The sequence below is a fragment of the Agrobacterium sp. 719_389 genome, assembly GCF_900188475.1.
GTDB classification, from domain to species: domain Bacteria; phylum Pseudomonadota; class Alphaproteobacteria; order Rhizobiales; family Rhizobiaceae; genus Agrobacterium; species Agrobacterium radiobacter.
In genome coordinates this window covers 159,869-175,014 of sequence record NZ_FYEM01000011.1, presented here as the reverse complement: position 1 = coordinate 175,014, position 15,146 = coordinate 159,869, and the positions used below count along the sequence as shown (strand labels likewise).

12 protein-coding genes are annotated in these 15,146 nt (G+C 61.2%); 6 read left to right on the top strand and 6 right to left on the bottom strand.

Features of this window, described 5'->3' with window-relative positions; genetic code table 11:
* Positions 1–62: 62 nt before the first annotated feature.
* Positions 63–1,064, bottom strand: coding sequence for an inorganic phosphate transporter (locus CFB10_RS19940; RefSeq protein ID WP_020009788.1), 1,002 nt, complete (start codon positions 1,062–1,064; stop codon positions 63–65).
* Entirely contained in the window at positions 1,064–1,708 is a 645-nt protein-coding gene (locus tag CFB10_RS19935) for a DUF47 domain-containing protein (RefSeq protein WP_020009789.1), read from the bottom strand. The genes CFB10_RS19940 and CFB10_RS19935 overlap by 1 nt, the downstream gene beginning before the upstream one ends.
* A gap of 113 nt (positions 1,709–1,821) precedes the next feature.
* Here CFB10_RS19935 and CFB10_RS19930 point away from each other — a divergent pair, with 113 nt between their 5' ends.
* On the top strand, positions 1,822–2,364 hold the full coding sequence (locus tag CFB10_RS19930) for an NUDIX hydrolase (protein WP_020009790.1): 543 nt from the start codon (positions 1,822–1,824) through the stop codon (positions 2,362–2,364).
* A gap of 286 nt (positions 2,365–2,650) precedes the next feature.
* Here CFB10_RS19930 and CFB10_RS19925 read toward each other — a convergent pair whose 3' ends face one another.
* Positions 2,651–5,803 carry an efflux RND transporter permease subunit gene (locus CFB10_RS19925; protein WP_020009791.1) on the bottom strand — a complete coding sequence of 1,051 codons (3,153 nt, stop codon included), beginning with the start codon at positions 5,801–5,803 and terminating at the stop codon, positions 2,651–2,653.
* A gap of 1 nt (position 5,804) precedes the next feature.
* Positions 5,805–6,965, bottom strand: a complete 1,161-nt coding sequence (locus tag CFB10_RS19920; protein ID WP_020009792.1) for an efflux RND transporter periplasmic adaptor subunit — start codon at positions 6,963–6,965, stop codon at positions 5,805–5,807.
* Positions 6,966–7,242: 277 nt separating this feature from the next.
* Between CFB10_RS19920 and CFB10_RS19915 the strand changes: the two genes are divergently transcribed.
* The 3 genes from CFB10_RS19915 to CFB10_RS19905 all read left to right on the top strand — a co-directional run bounded on the left by CFB10_RS19915 (position 7,243) and on the right by CFB10_RS19905 (position 10,238).
* Positions 7,243–7,917, top strand: coding sequence for a response regulator transcription factor (locus CFB10_RS19915; RefSeq protein WP_020009793.1), 675 nt, complete (start codon positions 7,243–7,245; stop codon positions 7,915–7,917).
* Complete coding sequence (locus tag CFB10_RS19910) at positions 7,914–9,248, top strand: HAMP domain-containing sensor histidine kinase (RefSeq protein WP_020009794.1); 1,335 nt, start codon at positions 7,914–7,916, stop codon at positions 9,246–9,248. The genes CFB10_RS19915 and CFB10_RS19910 overlap by 4 nt, the downstream gene beginning before the upstream one ends.
* A 108-nt stretch (positions 9,249–9,356) precedes the next feature.
* Positions 9,357–10,238, top strand: coding sequence for a DUF3313 domain-containing protein (locus tag CFB10_RS19905; protein ID WP_020009795.1), 882 nt, complete (start codon positions 9,357–9,359; stop codon positions 10,236–10,238).
* Between the two features lie 60 nt (positions 10,239–10,298).
* On the opposite strand, the gene CFB10_RS19900 is transcribed toward CFB10_RS19905, so the two are convergent.
* Positions 10,299–11,207: a hydrogen peroxide-inducible genes activator gene (locus CFB10_RS19900; RefSeq protein ID WP_020009796.1), complete on the bottom strand. Its 909-nt coding sequence runs from the start codon at positions 11,205–11,207 to the stop codon at positions 10,299–10,301.
* Positions 11,208–11,418: 211 nt separating this feature from the next.
* Between CFB10_RS19900 and katG the strand changes: the two genes are divergently transcribed.
* Positions 11,419–13,590 carry a catalase/peroxidase HPI gene (katG, locus tag CFB10_RS19895; protein WP_026363525.1) on the top strand — a complete coding sequence of 724 codons (2,172 nt, stop codon included), beginning with the start codon at positions 11,419–11,421 and terminating at the stop codon, positions 13,588–13,590.
* A 155-nt stretch (positions 13,591–13,745) separates the two neighbouring features.
* On the opposite strand, the gene CFB10_RS24080 is transcribed toward katG, so the two are convergent.
* Entirely contained in the window at positions 13,746–13,922 is a 177-nt protein-coding gene (locus CFB10_RS24080) for a hypothetical protein (protein ID WP_020009798.1), read from the bottom strand.
* Positions 13,923–14,138: 216 nt separating this feature from the next.
* Here CFB10_RS24080 and CFB10_RS19885 point away from each other — a divergent pair, with 216 nt between their 5' ends.
* The gene (locus tag CFB10_RS19885; protein ID WP_026363526.1) at positions 14,139–15,032 is read left to right on the top strand and encodes an AraC family transcriptional regulator; all 894 of its coding nucleotides are present in this window, start codon (positions 14,139–14,141) and stop codon (positions 15,030–15,032) included.
* The last annotated feature ends 114 nt before the right edge of the window (positions 15,033–15,146 follow it).

The window sequence follows — 15,146 nt, the reverse complement described above, 5'->3', positions numbered from 1 at the left end:
CAACAGCCACTGGGTGGCTTTTGTTCCGGGCGGAGCGGCAAATCCGGGCAGTAATGAAGCTATCAGAACAGCGAGGTCAGCCCGTAAACGGCAGCGGAGATCAGTGCGGCTGCCGGCATGGTCACGATCCAGGCGATGACGATATTGCCGGCAAGCCCCCAGCGCACGGCCGAGACACGGCGGGCAGCGCCGACACCGACGATGGCGCCGGTGATCGTATGGGTGGTGGAGACCGGAATGCCGAGCCATGTGGCGCCGAACAGCGTCAGCGCCCCGCCAGTTTCGGCGCAGAAACCCTGCATCGGGTTCAGCCGGGTGATTTTCGATCCCATCGTATGGACAATACGCCAGCCGCCGAACAGCGTGCCGAGCGCCATGGCCGACTGGCAGGAAATCACCACCCAGAAGGGCACATAGAAACTCTCGCCGAGATGCCCCTGGCTGAACAGCAGCACGGCGATGATGCCCATGGTCTTCTGCGCGTCATTGCCGCCGTGCCCCAGCGAATAAAGCGAGGCGGAGATGAACTGCATGACGCGGAAGGTGCGGTCGACCGCAAAGGGCGTCTGCCGCACGAACAGCCACGACACGGCGAGCACGAGAACGAGCGCCAAAAAAAAGCCGATGGCCGGCGACATGAAGATCGCCCCCACGGTCTTCAGCAGGCCCGACCAGACGATGGAGTTAAAGCCCACCTTGGCGAAACCCGCACCGACGAGGCCGCCGATCAGCGCATGCGAGGAGCTGGAGGGAATGCCGAAAATCCAGGTGACGATGTTCCAGACGATGGCGCCGATCAGCGCCGCGAAAATGACCTGCGGCGATACGATGGCCGGATCGATGATGCCGGTGCCGAGTGTTTCCGCCACATGCAGGCCGAAGAACAGGAAGGCGATGAAATTGAAGAAGGCCGCCCAGGCGACCGCATATTGCGGCCGCAGCACCCGGGTGGAGACAATGGTGGCGATGGAATTGGCGGCGTCATGCAGACCGTTCAGGAAATCGAAGAACAGCGCGATGGCGATAAGGCCGACGAGCAGCGGCAGGGCAAGCGCGACATCCATCAGACGTTCTCGATCACGATGCCGCTGATCTCGTTGGCCACATCCTCGAAGCGGTCAACGACCTTTTCGAGTTCGCCGTAGATTTCGCTGCCGATCATATAGGCCATGGCATCGCCGCTCGCGCCATGCCGACGGAAGAGGTCCTTCAGACCCAGGTCGTGAAGCTCGTCGGAGCGGCCTTCGACGCGGGTCACTTCTTCGGCGATGGCCGAGAGGCGATGCGCATTCGTGCCGACCTTGTTGAGAAGCGGAATGGCTTCCGCAATCAGGCCCGCCGCGCGCACGATCTCGTGGCCCATCTCCTTCATCAGCGGGTCGAATTCGCTCTGCTCGAACAGGCGGATGGTCTTGACGGTCTTGTGCATCATGTCGATGGCGTCATCCATGGACTGGATGAGGTCCTTGATGTCGCCACGATCGAATGGCGTGATGAAGCTCCGCCTGACCGCAAGCAGCACCTCGCGGGTGATCTCGTCCGCCTGATGCTCGAGGGCGACGATGAGGTCGCAGTTCTTCTCGACGTTGATGCCGCTTAAAAGTTGGTCAAGGGCTTCAGCCGCTTTGATGACGGTTTCGGAATGTTTGCTGAACATGTCGAAGAAACGGTCCTCGCGCGGCATCAGCTTGCGAAAAATACTCATCATGCGAATTGGCCCTCAATGGCGCTTTATCAGTTGTGGGGGGTGATTGTCATAAAACTGTCATAAATGCACGCGGGGCATTGATGCAACCCGGAAAATCAGCACTATCAACGGATATGAAATCTTCCAAGAAACGCCGGAAAACCCGTCCGGCCCGTCCACTCACATTGCTCCAGCAGCTGGCTGCGGTTCCCGAAAAGCTCTTCACCGGTGCTTTCCGGCAGCAATATGCCGCGCTCTGTTTCCGTTATGCCGACAATAGCGTGGATGTCGAAATCCTCCTCGTCACGTCCCGCACCAGTCAGCGCTGGATCATTCCGCGCGGCTGGCCGATGAAGCGCAAGAAACCGCATCAGGCGGCGGCGATCGAAGCGTGGGAGGAGGCGGGTGTGCGCGGCCGGGTGAAGAAGGATGCGGTGGGCCGCTATACCTATCTCAAGATGCTCGACAATGGCGATGTCGTTCCCTGCATGGTCGACGTCTTCCAAATAGAGGTGACGGAAACGGACGCGACCTTCAAGGAGCACGGCGAACGCCTGCTGGAATGGGTGCGCCCTGACGAAGCGGCAAGACGCGTTCGTGATATCGAACTGAAATCGCTGCTGGTCGATTTCCGGCCAAAGGGCAAAAAGAAACGCCGGAGCGCTGAGACACCGTAACCGCATCTGCCGGCATTCCTTCCTTCCGCCAGGACTGTAATGCCGCCGCAATAGGGCATGCCCAACCTTGCCTGATGATTGTCATCAGGAGCCGTTGCATGAATTTACGCCGCCCCGTTCTCCGCTTCCTATTGCGTTATCTCCACCCGATTATCGCCATCGCTTTGCTTCTGGCGGGCCCGGCCGCGATTCTTTTGCTGAGATGACGACAGGCGCGCCATCCGGAATGACGGGAAGGCGGTGGCGCCTTCCCGTTGTCAGCCGGATTGATGTCCAGCCGGCCTTATCAGGCCGGCTGCTTTTGGGCAGATTGTGTCTCATGGTTCGAATGCCCCGTTTCATCGGGCCCTTTCGGTAACAGGCGGGCGAAACGCCTGATGATGCTGTCCAGATAAGACAGGATGGTCGGCACCACGATCAGGGTCAGCAGCGTGGAACTGATGAGGCCGCCAACCACCGCATGGGCCATCGGCGCACGCTGCGCGCCGCCGCCGCCAACGGCCAGACCGAGCGGGATCATGCCGAAGATCATTGCAAGCGTCGTCATGATGATCGGACGGAAGCGGATGACGCCCGCATTCTCCAGCGCCTCGTTCAGCGAAAGCCCCCGCCGCCGCTCGCGATTGGCGAAATCCACCAGCAGGATGCCGTTTTTGGTCACGAGGCCCATCAGCATGATGAAGCCGATCAGCGAGAACATGTTGATGGTGCTGCCGGCGACCATCAGCCCGACGAGGACGCCGATGAGCGACAGCGGCAGCGACGCCATGATGGCGAGCGGTTGCAAGAAGCTGCCGAACTGCGAGGCGAGCACGATATAGATGAAGATGACGGCCATGCTGAGCGCCGTGACCATGTGGCCGACGGTTTCCTGCATGGTTTCGGCGTCACCGCCGAAGCGGATGCGATAGCCGTTCGGCAGGTCAAGACCGGCGGTCAGGCCCTGAAGCGTCTCCGTCACGTCGCCAAGCGTGCGGCCGGCAATATTGGCCGAAACCAGTATCTCGCGGCGATTGTCGATGCGGCGGATTTCGGCGGGGGCCGGCATGATGCCGATATCGGCAACCTGATCGAGACGCACCATCAGCGGTGCACCATTCGCCGCCGTGCGGCCGGTCGCAATCATCAATTCACCGAGACTTGCCAGGTCGGACCGCCGCTCGGCGGGCAGGCGGGTGACGATATCGTACGTATTGCCGTCACTATCCGTCCATTTCGACACATCCTCGCCGCCGATAAGGGGGGAAAGTGCTGCGGCAAGATCGGCGTGGGCAATGCCGAGATCGCTCGCCGCCGCAGGCTTCAGGCGTACCGACAGGACAGAGGTCACATCCTTGGCGCTGGAGGTCACGTCCACGAGGCCCGGAATTTTTTTCATGTCTTCGACCAGGCCGGCGGCGATTTTTTCAAGAACAGCCCGGTCGTCGCCGAGGATGCTCAGCTGTACCGGGCTTTCGCCGCCGCCAAGGCCATTCTGCAGGATCGTGACCTCAATGCCAGGTATGGCTGACAGGCGCTTGCGAACCGGCTCGGCAAGGGAGAGCGGGGTTCGGCTTCGCGTATCGAGCGGCACCAGCCCCACCAATATGGCGGCGCGATGTTTGCCCGCGGCGCCGCCGGTGTTGATGGTGGAATAAAGCATCTCGACCTCCGGAAATTCCCTCAGCGCCTTCTCGACCTGCCGCACCTTGGTGGTCGTATAGTCCAGAGAGGAGCCGACCGGCGCGGTGATGTTGACCTGGAAGCGGCCCTCATCGGCATTCGGAACGAATTCCGTGCCGACCAGCGGCACCATGAACAGGCTGCCGATAAATATGCCCGATGTGACAAGCAGGGTGACGAGCCGGTGCCGCAGGGTCCAGCCGATGGCGCGGCGATACTGGCCGGCCGTCCATTCGAAGCCGCGGTCGAAACGCGCGATCAGTCGGCCTATCGGGCCGCGTTTTGCATCGGGTTGGGCGTCCGGATCATACCAGACGCTTGATAACATCGGATCGAGCGTGAAGGCGACGAAAAGCGAGATCAGCACGGCGGCGGAGACGGTGACGCCGAATTCATAGAAAAACCGGCCGACGATGCCATCCATGAAGGCAACCGGCAGGAAAACCGCCACGATCGTCGCCGTTGTCGCGATGACCGCAAGCCCGATTTCATTGGTGCCGTCGAGGGCTGCGCGCAGGTGGGATTTGCCCATATGCAGATGGCGGGTGATGTTTTCGCGCACCACGATGGCGTCATCCACGAGAATGCCGATGGAAAGCGTCAGCGCCAGCAGGCTGAGCGTATTGAGGGTGAAACCGAGGAAATCGATCACCGTGAGCGTGCCGATGATGGCGATCGGCAATGTCAGCCCGGTAATCACCGTGCTGCGCCAGGAATTGAGAAACAGGAAGACGATGGCGACGGCGAGCGCCGCACCTTCGATCAGCGTCGTCTGTACCTGACCGACGGATTCGCGGATGGGTATCGATGAATCCGTGACGATACGCAGCTGTACGTTCTGCGGGGCAAGCTCGGCGTTGAGCGCATCGAGACGCTTTCTCACATCCGTCGCCACCTGAACGGTATTGGCGTCCTGAACCTTGACGATGTCGATCGCCAGCGCCGTCTGGCCGTTATAGAGGGCGCGGCTTTCGGCATCGGCTGCGCCTTCGGAAAGTTTGGCGACATCACGAAGCTCGATGGCCGCGCCGCCGCGCCTTGCCACCACCATGTCCAGCAGCGCCTGCGGCTCCTCGATGCGGCCCTGTACCTGGATCGTCCGTTCGGAGACGGGATCGATGACGCTTCCGGCCGGGCTGTTGGTGTTGCCGGCGCGCAGCGCATTCACCACCTCGTTGATTCCGATGCCAAGGGCGCGCATGCGCGTCTCGTCGATCGTCACATCGATCTGCCGTTTGCGGGCGCCAACCAGCGTTGCCTGGCCGACGCCGGCAACGGTCGTCAGCTGCCGCACCACCCTCTGGTCGGCAAGCGTGGTGAGGGCGGGCACATCGAGCGACGTCGAACTGATCGCAACCGACAGGACCGGCTCGGCGGCGGGGTCGAACCTCGATATGACGGGCTTTTTGGCGTCTTTCGGAAAATTCGCCTCGATGGCGGCGATCTTGTCGCGGACCTCCTGCGCGGCGGCCGAGCTCTGCACTTCGAGCTTGAATTTCGCGACCACGACGGAGCGCCCCTCATAGGAGGTGGACGTGACCTCGTCGAGGCCGCCAATGGCGTTCAGCGCGTCCTCGACCGGCCGCGTCACCTCGGTCTCCACCGTCTCCGGCGTCGCGCCCGGATAAGAAGTGACGACGACCACCACGGGAACGTCGACATTGGGATATTGGTCCAGCCCAAGCCGCTGCAGCGAGAAGGCGCCCATGACCAGAAGCGCCACCATCATCATGGTGGCGAAAACGGGATGGGTAACGGATATGCGGGTCAAAAACATTTCAGCCTGCCTTGTCGATGGTGACGGCCATGTCAGGCCCCAGTTCGGGAAGCGGTGCGGTGAGGATGGTCTCGCCATCCTTCAGGCCGGCAGCGATCTCGACCAGGTCGCCATCGTTCCAGCGCGCTCCGACTGCGACCGTCTGGCGGCGAAGATGGCCATCCTCCACCTTCAGCACATGGTAACCCGTCTCGTCCTTGCGCAGCGCGATTGCGGGAACGACAAGCGCATCGTTCTTTTCACGCAGGAGGATCGATCCGCTGGCGAACATTCCGCCCCACAGCCGGCCGTCACGATTGGCAAGCCGCAGATAGACGGCGACGAAACGGGTGCCGTCTTCGGCAACCGGGCTGATGCGGTCGACCGTGCCTTTGACGATCTGGCCGCCAAGGCCGTCGATCGCCAGTTCCGCCGTCTGGCTGAGCGCCACGCGCGGTATGTCGCGGGTGGCGACAAGAACCTTCGCTTCCAGCACGCTGGTATCGACCAGTGTGAGAAGCTCGCCGTCCGCACCGACTCGCGATCCCGCCTCGGCCAGCCGACGGGTGACGGTGCCGCTGAAGGGTGCGCGGATTTCGGCATTGCGAAGGGCGAGGCGGGCGATATCCGCCTGCGCCGCAAGGCTCTGGAGCCTTGCCGTCTTCACCGCGACATCGCTTTTTGCCTTGTCGAGCTGTTCTGCCGACGCGATGTTTTTCAGGGCAAGCTGTTCGGTTCTCGTCAGGGCCTGCATCGCCAGCATCAGCTCGGCCTCAGCCGCATCCCGGTCGCTCTGCCGCAGCAAAAGCGTCGATTGCAACTCATCGGTTTCGAAACGCACGAGCAGCTTGCCCGCCTGCACCGTATCTCCGTCGCGGACATTCATTTCCACGATCTTGCCGGCCTCACGGGCGCGGATCACCACACGGGTGATCGGTTGAAGCTCGCCGCTGACGCCAAGCCGCTCCACCATCGGGCGCGTGCCGATCTTTGCCGTTTCCGCGGCCGTCAGCTCGAATGGCGTGCCTGCGGGGCTCATCGAAGCGGTTTCGACGAGCCCGTTCACGATGCCTTTGACACGCTCATTCGCATCGACGCCGCCGCGCGCCGGATCGAGAGCGGTGACAACGAGAACGCAACCTGCAAGCGCGATCCCCGCCTTGATGGTTCTCTTCATCCACATGCTGAAATCCTTTCCATCCCGGGACCGCCGCTCAGGCGGTCGCATTGCCTCTGTCGAGGCGGATGGTTTCTGGATAGGCATCCATAATTGCAGCAGCATTACCCTCCGGGGCGCGCCTGCCTAAACGGAACCGTCTAATGATCCAAGCTCTGTTTTTATGAATTTTCCAGAGGTGAAACCATTATGGATCCTGGTTGTAAATGCTCCAGCGTCGTCTTCGCCGCAATACTGCCGCAACCTTTCTGGCAGAAAACGGAAGGCGAAGGGACGGTGACGCATGAGACTTCTGTTGATCGAAGACGAAAAGGAAATGGCGGATGCGCTGACGGCGACGCTCGGCAAGCAGGGGATCGTCATCGACCATACGATGTGGCTCGGCGATGCGATGGAGCTGACGCGTCAGCACGTCTATGACGCCATCCTGCTCGACCGTCGCCTGCCTGACGGGGAAGGGCTCTCCTTCATTCCGCAGCTGCGCCGCGCAGGTATCGACACGCCGATCATTCTGTTGACGGCGATGAACGAGCCGGAAGAGCGGATCGCGGGGCTGGACGGCGGCGCAGACGATTATCTTGGCAAGCCGTTTCTCGTCGGCGAGTTGCTGGCCCGGGTGCGCGCGGTTCTAAGGAGGCCGGCAAACCTTGCGCCGGCCCAGATCACCGCTGGCCGCATCGTCATTGATCCGCTCCATCTCAGCGTCACGATCAATTCGGTTCCCTTCGACCTGCCAAGACGTGAGCTTGCGGTTCTCATTGCGCTGGCGAAACGCAAGGGCAAATCCGTGCTGCGCTCCACGCTCGAGGCAGCGGTCTATAATTATGAGGAAGAGATCCAGTCCAATGCGCTCGACGCGCATATATCGCGGCTGCGAAAACGCCTGCTCGATGCATCCGCAGGCGTCGGCGTCCATAATATTCGTGGTATCGGTTATCTGTTGAAGGAAGAAGCATGAAAGCGCAGGGCACGTCCAACCCGTCCTTGTGGTGGAAACTGAGCTGGCAGCTCAGCGTCGTCGTCTCTGCCATGATTGCCGTGGTCATCATCGGGCTCTGTTTTTACGGCGTGATGATGCTTTCCCCCAATATTGCGCTCTGGGACGACCTCTCGGCCACGCTTGATGGTTCACTTTCGCTCGATCCGCAAAAGGGATTGGTCATTACCGAGAGCCCGGCATTGCGGGCCCTGAAGGCGGAAAACTCAACACTCTGGTTCGTTGCCTCCACGCTGGATGGGCGGGTGGTGACCTACGGCGCCGTGCCTGCCGTTTATGAGGAATTGTCGCGGTATCTGCATCTGATGACGGATGCCGATATTCGTGGAGGAAAGGGCATCGTCGAGGTCGCCCTGGTTGAAAGCATGGAAACGAAATGGGGTGCGGTAAGGGTCATGTTCGGCGGAACGACGCATGTAGGCGGGCAGTTCCTGACGCTTCTTGCCGGAACCTACAAGATTTACGTTCCCCTGCTGGCTGTCATCCTGCCCGCCGTGTTCTTCTCGGTTCCCCGCATCGTGCGCCAGGCGCTCTCCGGCCTCAGTTCCGTCGTCAAAAAGGCCCCCGAGATCGATCCGCGCCGGCCGGGCTCAAAGCTTCCCGTCCAGGATGTGCCTCGCGAGGTGGTTCCGCTGATCCTTGCCTTCAACAGCATCCTCGAGCGGCTGGAAGAGCAGTTTCGGGCGCGCCAGCGTTTTCTCATCGATGCGGCGCATGAACTGAGAACACCAATTGCGATCATGCAGACCCGGATAGAGGGCTTGCCGGGGCCGGAACAGCAACGCCTGATGGAGGATGTCGCGCGGCTTGGCGAAACCACCGAACAGCTTCTCGCTTTCGAAAGAAACGATCAGGTGAACGACCGGCGCGAGACGGTGGAGCTCGTCGAGATGACCCGCACCGTCGTCGCCGATCTTGCGCCGCTTGCGCTTTCGGCGGGTTATGACATCTCCTTCGATACGCAGATCGCGCGATATGAGGTGATGGGCAACCCCTTCACCCTGCCGCGCGCCATCAGCAACATCGTACGCAATGCCATCGATTATGGTGGCAACAGGGGGATGATCCATATCTCGGTTCTCGCCAATGGTGAGATCGCGATTTCCGATGAAGGGCAGGGGATAGCCGAAGACCAGCGGGAACGGATTTTCGAGCCCTTTTACCGCATCACACCGCGCAGCACCGGGGCAGGGCTTGGCCTCAGCCTCGTCAAGCAGATTGTCGCCAACCATAACGGGCGAATCTTTCTGGATAGCAGCGCTTTCGGAAGCACCTTCCGGTTACGTTTCTGATCGTCGCGTTGCGCGCTGTTCAGAGGCCGGTGATTGTAATGTTGCCGCAATTTTAGCTGTCGTACCGTGCGGGGCACAGGATCAATCATCCCAACCGGAGTACGTGCAGTGAAACAACAGTGGAATCTGTTTGCCCGGGGTTCCGGCGACAAGGCGTCCCGCAGCCGCGGTGTCGCCTTCGCCACCTTGCCCTTCGCCATCATCATGTCCGGCTGCACCTCCGTGCCGCTGAAAGAAGGTGGCACGCTTACCTCCTATGCGCAGCTCAGCCCGGCCAAGGGAAAGTTCACCAAATCGCGAACCTTCGTGGACGCCACCGGGCTGGCCGGGGTCAAGACCGTCGCCATCGTGCCGACCACCTTCTCCTTCGCCGCCTCGTCGCGGATCACATCGGAAAAGGATCGTGCCCTTGTTTCGAATGCGCTGGATCGCGCCATCTGCGTGGCGCTCAGCGATAAATACCGGATCGCCGCTCTTGGACAGCCGGCAGATATGACGGTGCGCACGGTCATCACCGATCTGGTGCCGACCGACAAGACCATGGCCGGGGTATCGACGGCGGTGACGCTCGGCAGCGGCTTCGTCCTGCCGGTCAGCGTGCCGCGTCTCCCATTCGGGCTTGGCGGGCTGGCCGTTGAGGCCGAGGCGGTGGATAGTGGCGGCGTTCAGCGTGCGGCGGCTGTCTGGTCCAAGGGCGCGAATTCCATCACTGGTAACGCCCGCGCGTCGGAAATCGGCGACGCTTACGAGCTTGCCACCGATTTCTCCAACTACTTCTCGCGTATTCTCGTGACAGGCAAAGTTTCCGACGGCCTGAACCTCTCTATTCCCTCCGGCCATCGAATCCGGTCGGCTCTGGGCGGAAAACCGAAATATGTCGAGTGCGATGCCTATGGCCGGTCACGTGGCTTGAAGGGCATGGTGGCCGACAAGTTCGGCGCGCCGCCGCAATGGACCGACGACGGGCGCGTGAAAGCCGCTTCGCGATAGGCCAGCCGCTCCATGTGAAGATCGCGCGCATTACGGCGCGCGATCTTCCGAGCCAAGTCCCTATGCCGCGAGGCCGAGCTTCTGGAGGCCGCATTCGCGGACGATCTCCGCAATATGGGCGAACTGGGCCGAAAGCGGATTGCTCTTGCGCCAGACCATGCCGATGGTGCGCGACGGGCGCGGCTCCGCAAGCCGGAATACCGAAACGGTGGATTGCCTCGTTTCCATATCGACGGCCATCTGCGGAATGAGCGTGACGCCGATGCCGGCACCGACCATCTGCACGAGGGTGGAGAGCGAGGAGCCCTCCATCAGCACGCGCGGCGGCGCATTGGTCATGCTGCAGAAGGAAAGCGCCTGATTGCGGAAGCAATGGCCTTCCTCCAAAAGCAGAAGCCGCATTTCGCCGAGCTTGTCGGCGCTCGGCACCGGCATGCCCGCATCTTCCATCGGCCGCACCAGAATGAATTCCTCCGAAAACAGCGGAACCTCTTCCAGCGCGGGCTCCGAAACGGGCAGGGCGACGATCGCCATGTCGAGCCGGGCTTCCAGCAGGTCCTCGATGAGCTTCTGCGTCACCGCCTCGCGCGGGCGGGCCTCCAGTCCGGGATAATGTCGGGTGAGAGTCTTGATGACCTGTGGTAAAAGATAAGGCGCGACCGTCGGGATGACGCCGATGCGCAGGCGGCCGCTGAGCGGGCCCTGGCCCGCACGCGCCAGATCCTGCAGCTCGTCCACCGAACGCAGGATCGAGCGGGTGCGCTCGGCAAATTCTTCGCCAAGCGTCGTCAGCCGGATCTGGCGGCTGCCGCGTTCGACAAGCGGCGCGCCGATCAGTTCCTCCAGTTCGCGGATTTGCAGCGACAACGCCGGCTGGGAAATCGCACATGCCTCCGCCGCCCGGCCGAAATGGCCGATCTTGGCCAGAGCGTCGAAATAACGGAGATGTTTCATGGAGAGCGCAATCATAAGCTCAGCATATCGCAGCCTTTAGAATATACAATTGGAAATTATGGAACCCGGCTGTTAGTCATCTTCATGACAGAAAGAAGCTGTAGCTGTCAGAGATCACCAGCCTCGCTGCACGGTTTCCCATGACCTGCCGCAGGCTCTGGCTCCAACAGGCTGCACATGTCGAATTGATTATTTCGTTTAATTGCTAAACCCATCGGAGGGCGAAATGGACGCAACTTCAAAACTGGCTGGCAAGTGTCCCGTCATGCATGGAGGCAACACGGCCTCCGGTAAATCGGTTACCGAATGGTGGCCGAATGCGCTGAACCTCGACATCCTGCATCAGCACGATACCAAGACCAATCCGCTCGGCACCTCTTTCAACTATCGCGAAGCCCTGAAGACGCTCGACGTCGAGGTGCTGAAGGCCGATCTGCGTGCGCTGATGACCGACAGCCAGGACTGGTGGCCGGCCGACTGGGGCAGCTATGTGGGCATGATGGCGCGTGTTACCTGGCATGCGGCGGGCTCCTACCGCGTGACTGACGGTCGCGGCGGCGCCAACACCGGCAACCAGCGTTTTGCCCCGCTCAATTCCTGGCCGGATAACGTCAACACCGACAAGGGCCGCCGTCTGCTGTGGCCGATCAAGAAGAAATACGGCAACAAGATTTCCTGGGCCGACCTGATCGCGCTCGCCGGCACCATTGCCTATGACGTCGCCGGTCTGAAGACCTTCGGTTTCGCCTTCGGCCGTGAAGACATCTGGGCTCCGGAAAAGGACACCTATTGGGGTGACGAAAAGGAATGGCTGGCGCCGAGCGATGGCCGTTACGGCGACGTGACCAAGCCCGAGACGCTGGAAAACCCGCTCGCTGCCGTGCAGATGGGCCTCATCTACGTCAACCCGGAAGGCGTAAACGGCAAGTCCGATCCGCTGGCGACGGCGGCGCAGATGCGCGAGACCTTCGCCCGCATGGGCATGGACGACGAGGAAACCGTGGCTCTCACCGCCGGCGGTCATACCATCGGCAAGTCGCACGGTAATGGCAGCGCCGCCAACCTCAGCCCCGATCCGGAAGCCGCAGGCCCGGAATTTCAGGGTCTTGGCTGGATCAACACCAAGGGCCGCGGCATTGGTCGCGACACGGTTGTTTCCGGTATCGAAGGCGCCTGGACGAGCGAGCCGACCAAGTGGGACAATGGTTTCTTCGACATGCTGTTCAAGCATGAATGGACCTTGACCCACAGCCCCGCCGGTGCATCGCAATGGGCGCCGATCACCATTGCCGAAGAAGACAAGCCTGTCGACGTCGAGGATGCCTCGATCCGCACCATCCCGATGATGACCGATGCCGACATGGCCCTGAAGGTTGATCCGATCTACCGCGAGATTTCGCTGAAGTTCAGGGATGATCAGGACCATTTCTCCGAGGTCTTCGCCCGAGCCTGGTTCAAGTTGACCCACCGCGACATGGGACCGAAGTCCCGTTACATCGGCCCTGACGTTCCGGCGGAAGACCTGATCTGGCAGGATCCCATCCCCGCAGGCTCCACCAGCTACGATGTCGCTGCCGTCAAGGCGAAGATCGCGGCGTCTGGCCTTTCCGTTGCTGATCTGGTCTCGACCGCCTGGGACAGCGCCCGCACCTTCCGCGGTTCGGACAAGCGCGGCGGCGCCAATGGTGCGCGCATCCGCCTCGCACCGCAGAAGGACTGGGAAGGCAACGAGCCCGCCCGTCTTTCCCGCGTGCTTTCGGTTCTGGAGCAGATTGCCCGTGAAAGCGGCGCAAGCATTGCGGATGTGATCGTTCTCGCCGGCAATTACGGTGTGGAACAGGCGGCCAAGGCGGCCGGCTTCGACATTGCCGTGCCTTTTGCGGCCGGCCGTGGTGACGCTTCCGCCGAGCAGACGGATGCCGACAGCTTTGCTCCGCTTGAGCCGCTGGCGGATGGTTTCCGCAACTGGGTCAAGAAGGACTATGTTGTCAGCCCCGAAGAACTGCTGCTGGATCGCGCGCAGCTTCTGGGCCTGACCGCGCCGGAACTGACCGTGCTCATCGGCGGCCTGCGCGTCATCGGCACCAATTATGCCGGTACGGCGCATGGCGTGTTCACCGACAAGCCCGGCGCGCTGACGACGGACTTTTTCACGACGCTGACGGACATGGCCTATTCCTGGGTTCCGACCGGCAACAATCTCTATGAGATTCGTGACCGCAAGACTGGGGCAGCCAAATACACGGCCACCCGCGTCGACCTCGTCATCGGTTCGAACTCCATCCTGCGCGCCTATGCGGAAGTCTATGCACAGGACGACAGCAGGGAGAAATTCGTGCGTGATTTCGTCGCCGCCTGGACGAAGGTGATGAACGCTGACCGTTTCGACCTTCTGTAAGGAAAGGTTGACCGCCAAATGAAGATGCACCTCCCTGAGCGATCGGGGAGGTGTTTTTGCTACCGATAGGTCGGCGAGGCTGAATCAGTCACCACGCGATCCGGCGAGGGAGGTTGTTAGCCTCAGCATTCCGCTCGCAGCGGGAGTGTGTCGCCCTATCGCCGGTCCGAAGACGAAACCGGTTTGCTGGGAGAGGATTTTTCGGACTTCTCCGACGGCGCTTTGCCGCTTTTCTCATTTTCATGCGCATCCGGCCCGGCAACGATGACGCCGTGACCCTTCTCTTCGCGTTTCTTGTCTGCGAAGTTGCCCGGTTCCTTCTTGCTGTCCATGATAGTCTCCATTGTTGCGTTCCTGTCAGGAGTTCAACGGGTGTCTTGGGCAGAGGTTCCAGCGCGGTCGCGTCAGCGAATGTTTCTCTTCATAACAATCTTTGCTATTAACATGAATTGATAAGTCATGTTATTGGGGCAGAGCGCGATGACTGGTGCGAAGCGCCCGTCTTTCCATATCCTCAACCCAGACCCGACAACCGGACGGTACCCGCATTGAGTTTCTGGCATTCCATGACCTGGCACACGGAAGGCATCAGCGTCACCGCGCCGGTGAAATGGCGTCAGCTGGACGGGCTGGTCAGTGCCTTCTGGGAGGCGGAAAGCCAGATGGGGGCGAAGGGTTATTATCTGGCCGCCGATCCGCGCATCATGATTTTTTTCAATGATGTCTCCTCGCGCATCAGCATGTCTAACCGGAACGGCGAGTTCAGCAACCATTCGCGACCGATGACGCGGGCGGTTTATGTGCCGGCCGGCGTACCGATGTGGACGAGCAGCAACGCCACGCACCGGTTTTCGCATCTCAACCTGCATATTCACAAGGATCGGCTGTTGCGCTTCCTGTCACCTTCGGTCGGCAGTTCGGCGGCGATGACGGCGTTGCGCCGCCCGGTCGAGATACAGGATATCGGTTCGGTGGAAACCCTTGCCGGCCTGCTTGTCGACGAACTGGCCGAACCCTCGAAACATGCGGTCTATGCGGAAAGTCTGGTCGGCAGCATCGTTGCCGGGCTGCTGGATATTCCCGGCCCTGCGCCTGAGCAGGTGAATGGCAGGCTGACGCAGGCGCAGTTGAACAAGCTTCTTGCCCAGGTCGAAAAGCGTGGCGACGACCGTATGACGGTTGCCGAGATGGCCGATATTGTCGGGCTTTCGGAAAGCTGGTTCGCGACCGTGTTTCGCCAGACCACCGGCAAGACACCGCTGCAATGGCAATTGGAACGGCGCATCAACGCCGCCCAGAAGCTTCTGCTGGAAGGCGATCTGACGGTGGCCGATATCGCCGCCCAGCTCGGTTTTTCCGATCAGGCCCATCTGACCAAGGCTTTCCGCCAGTCCGTGGGCAACACGCCGGCCGCCTGGCGGCGTCTGCACAGGCTGCTTTGATAGCGGGTCGGCCCTGCGCCGCCCATGTTCAGCGGTTTGGCGCATTCCTCGAGCCTCTCTCCACGTCATCATCGGGCTTGTCCCGAGGATGACGTAGTGTGTTAGGAAATATGT

Excerpts from the sequence above, each read along its gene's own strand:
- CFB10_RS19915 (WP_020009793.1), top strand. The coding sequence starts at position 7,243 with ATGAGACTTCTGTTGATCGAAGACGAAAAGGAAATGGCGGATGCGCTG.
- CFB10_RS19900 (WP_020009796.1), bottom strand. The coding sequence starts at position 11,207 with ATGATTGCGCTCTCCATGAAACATCTCCGTTATTTCGACGCTCTGGCC.
- CFB10_RS19930 (WP_020009790.1), top strand. The coding sequence starts at position 1,822 with ATGAAATCTTCCAAGAAACGCCGGAAAACCCGTCCGGCCCGTCCACTC.
- CFB10_RS19940 (WP_020009788.1), bottom strand. The coding sequence starts at position 1,064 with ATGGATGTCGCGCTTGCCCTGCCGCTGCTCGTCGGCCTTATCGCCATC.
- CFB10_RS19920 (WP_020009792.1), bottom strand. The coding sequence starts at position 6,965 with ATGTGGATGAAGAGAACCATCAAGGCGGGGATCGCGCTTGCAGGTTGC.
- CFB10_RS19910 (WP_020009794.1), top strand. The coding sequence starts at position 7,914 with ATGAAAGCGCAGGGCACGTCCAACCCGTCCTTGTGGTGGAAACTGAGC.
- CFB10_RS19935 (WP_020009789.1), bottom strand. The coding sequence starts at position 1,708 with ATGATGAGTATTTTTCGCAAGCTGATGCCGCGCGAGGACCGTTTCTTC.
- CFB10_RS24080 (WP_020009798.1), bottom strand. The coding sequence starts at position 13,922 with ATGGACAGCAAGAAGGAACCGGGCAACTTCGCAGACAAGAAACGCGAA.
- katG (WP_026363525.1), top strand. The coding sequence starts at position 11,419 with ATGGACGCAACTTCAAAACTGGCTGGCAAGTGTCCCGTCATGCATGGA.
- CFB10_RS19925 (WP_020009791.1), bottom strand. The coding sequence starts at position 5,803 with ATGTTTTTGACCCGCATATCCGTTACCCATCCCGTTTTCGCCACCATG.